This is a genomic window from Vaccinium witches'-broom phytoplasma str. VAC (assembly GCF_000309405.1).
Lineage (GTDB): Bacteria > Bacillota_I > Bacilli_A > Acholeplasmatales > Acholeplasmataceae > Phytoplasma.
The window spans coordinates 1-3,840 of sequence record NZ_AKIN01000084.1 but is presented as its reverse complement, the minus strand read 5'-3'; the positions used below and the strand labels follow the sequence as shown (position 1 = coordinate 3,840).

The 3,840-nt window shown below is 26.8% G+C and carries 2 protein-coding genes; both read right to left on the bottom strand.

All coding sequences use genetic code 11. The annotated features are described in order from the left end of the window. Nucleotides 1-361: 361 nt before the first annotated feature. Nucleotides 362-2,197, bottom strand: coding sequence for an ABC transporter ATP-binding protein (locus RI68_RS02010; RefSeq protein ID WP_017193584.1), 1,836 nt, complete (start codon nt 2,195-2,197; stop codon nt 362-364). After that, nucleotides 2,140-3,840: ABC transporter ATP-binding protein (locus RI68_RS02005; protein WP_017193583.1), on the bottom strand; the 1,701-nt coding region annotated here is incomplete at its 5' end. The genes RI68_RS02005 and RI68_RS02010, both read right to left, overlap by 58 nt.

The following is a 3,840-nucleotide window of genomic DNA, read 5'->3' as shown; positions in this document are numbered from 1 at the left end:
CTCTTCCGATCTTTGCGATAAAATTAACATATATAAAAATACCAACAATAGAACCCATCAATAAACAAATAAAATTATCTAATAAATTGATTATTATTTCTCATTATAAAATCCTTTATGAAAATAAGCAATATTTTTAAATATTGCTTATTTCAACCATGTTATTTTAGTACTATCAGGCACAATAAAACCAAATTTATACAAGATAAACACATATATTCCACTATAAAGCAATAAATGTTAATAATTGTCTTAAAGTTATTATTTTTTCTCCTTTTTATTTAGCAATATATATAACCCTTATGAGCTAAAAAAATAGCAACAAGAATAACAAAACCTAAAACAGGTAAAAGCCAATTTATTATGATTTTTGAAATTGACTTTGATAAAGGTTATAATAAAACCCTTGTTTAGCTAATAATTCTTGATGCGTTCCTTGTTCGATAATTGCTCCATTTTCTAAAACTACTATTATATCGGCGTTCACAATTGTAGACAAACGGTGAGCAATAACAAAAGATGTTCTTTCGGACAATAACTTTTGTATAGATTCTTGTAAAATCATTTCAATTCTAGTATCAATAGTGGACGTAGCTTCGTCTAAAATTAAAATAGCTGGATTACGTAAAATAGTGCGCGCTATGGCGAGAAGTTGCTTTTCCCCTTGTGATAAATTAGTTGTTTCTTCATTAATTACTGTTTGGTAACCATCTTTTTTAGCCATAATAAAGTCATGAACTTTAGCTTTTTTAGCTGCTTCAATAACTTGTTCATCAGTAGCGTTTAAATTACCATATCTTATGTTTTCTAAAATAGTGCCGTTAAATAACCAAGAATCTTGTAAAACTATTCCAATAATATCACGTAAATTTGCTTTTTTCAAATCTTTAATATCTACACCATCAATTTTAATGTTGCCGGAAGTAGCATCATAAAATCTAACTAATAAATTAATTAAAGTAGTTTTACCTGAGCCTGTAGGACCCACAACAGCCACCATTTTATTTTTATCAACCTTTAAATTCATTTTTTTAATAATAGGTTTATCGGCTGAATAATTAAAGGAAACATCAGAAAAATTTACATATCCTTCTACTTTTTCTAAAGTTAAAGCATCAGGATTTTCTTTTTCTTCTGGTTCGCCTAAAAATCGAAAAATTCTTCTACCAGCGGCTCTAGTGGATTGTAAAACTACAAAAATTTGACTTAAATCGTTAATAGGATGGCCTAAACGCCAAACATATTGAATAAAGCCTTGAAATAAACCTAATTGAATGACTGAAAAACCCATTTTACCTAAGAAATGATTTTCCACTCCCTCTTTGCGCATTAACACAATCCCAACAATAACCACTAGAGAAACCATAATATAAGTAAAACCACTCACAATCGGCATTACTAAACCAGATATAAAGTTGGATTTAAAAATGTTTTGCTTTAATTCTGTGTTAATTTCTTCAAATTCTTGAATAACGTTTTCTTGTTGATTGAATAAAGCGATTTCTTTATGACCGGTATATTTTTCTTGTAAAAAACCTACATATTCGCCTGTTTTTTCATATCTTTCAATGAAAATATTACGGGATTTTTTATTCATAATGAAAATAACGATTAAAGCAGAAGGAATCATTAAAGACACTAATATACCTAATGGCAAATTAGCCCAAAACATAACAATAATAATTAAAATCATGTTAAAAAAAGCACAAATTAAAGCAATAGTGGATTGTTGTAAACCATTAGCCACCATTTCCACATCATTCGTAATAATGCTCATCACATTTCCAACCGCGTTTTGATCAAAAAATTTAATCGGTAATCTATGAATTTTTTTATGTAAATCTTCACGTAGATCTTTCACAGAACTATGAATAGCAGTTATCAGTAATTTATTATAAATAAATCTACCTATAGTAGCCATTACATATAATAATAAATTTCCTAACAGATAAATTCCTAAAGTTTGAAGAAAATCTTCTAGCGTCGTTGAATCATTAGCGTAATGTTTCTTAATGTAATCGATGACATATTTTCCTTCATAAATAACCACAGCCGAACTAGTAAGAGCTACTAAAAAAATTAAAAAAATACTGATGTAGATCTTAGCTTTAAATTTTTTTAAATAACTGAATAATTGTTTCACAATAAAACCTCTTTTATTTTTTGTGATATTGCAATGTTTTTGTAAATTTCGCATCTTTGCATTAATTCTTTATGCGTACCTATATCAACTACTTTACCATGATCTAAAACAATTATTTTATCAGCGTTTAAAACAGAAGTTAATCTTTGTGCTACTATGATAATAATAGAGTTTTTTCTAAAATGAACAAAGTTTTGTCTAATAGCTAAATCTGTTTGATAATCTAAAGCAGAAAAAGAATCATCAAAAATATAAACATCTGGTGTTTTTAAAAAAGTTCTTGTAATTGAAAGCCTTTGTTTTTGTCCGCCAGAAAAATTGGAACCCAATTCGCTAACAAATTCTTTTAACTGTTTTTCTTTACTTTGAATAAAGTCGTATGATTTAGCCATTTTCGCTTTCTCTAACATTTCTGATTCATCAGCATTTTCTTGACCGAAAGATAAATTACTTTCAATAGTTCCTTTAAATAAAATGTTTTTCTGCGAAACAAAGCCGATTTTATCTCTTAAATTCGCTACATCATAATTTTTAATATCTATATTATTGATTTTAATAGAACCTGATGTAGGATCCATTAAACGAGGTATTAAATTAATTAAAGTACTTTTGCCGGAACCAGTTGAACCTACCACAGCTATTAATTCTGATGTTTTAGCTTTAAAATTAATATTATCTAAAATAGAAAACGAAGAATTAGGGAAATTAAAACTAACATTATCAAATTCTAAATCAGTAATTTTTTCTAATGGTTCTACTTTATGAGGATTATTTTGAACAGAAGGTTCCATCGCTAATAAAGTTTCTATTTTTTTAGAAGAAACAACTGTTTTAGAAAACATCATAAATAAAAATAAGAAATTTAAAATAGAAAATAAAATGTGGTATTGTAAGTTAAGAACGTTGTATAAATATCCTAATGTCAAACCATGTTGACCAACTGTTTTCAATAAAAAAGCTCCATAAAAAATTGTAATTAAAATAGATATATTCAACAATAAATAGAAAAAAGGCTCAATGGTTAACATAGAATTAAATAATTTGATAATGACATCCATATAATTAGAATTCATTTTTTCAAATTTTTCTTCTTCATATTCAGAGCGGTTTAAAGTTTTAATAATTTTAACGCCAGTTATATTTTCTCGAATATTAGCATTAATATCTTCTAATTGTTTTTGTTGTTTTTTGGATAATTTATAATTTTTAGTCATAACGATAGCTAAAATTATTATAAAAATAGGTACCGCAAAAATAATAATAGTAGAAAGCGGAACAGAAATACGACAAATTAAGGTTAAACTAATGATTAACATAATTGGCGCCACAATCGCAGCTCTATAAAAAGTAGCGATAAAGTTTACTATTTGATCTACATCAGAAGTACTACGATTCATTAACCTAGAAACGCCTAAACTTTGAACATCTGCTACTGACAAAGTTTGAATTTTTTTGAAGACATCACTGCTTAAATTGTTAAAAACTAAAGAAGATACTTTAGAGGAGCAATAATTAACTATTAAATTCCCTAAAATACCAAAAATAACTAAAAAAATTAAAATTAAAATAACATCGGTAAATTCTTGACCTTCTAAGGTTTTTTCAATAACCATTTTACCTATAACAAAAGGTATTCCGATTTCTCCCAAAGCTATCAAAAAAACCGATAAAATATTTAATAATATTATCTTTTTATA

Coding starts and splice junctions, on each gene's coding strand:
- RI68_RS02010 (WP_017193584.1), bottom strand. CDS start 2,197: ATGCGAAATTTACAAAAACATTGCAATATCACAAAAAATAAAAGAGGT.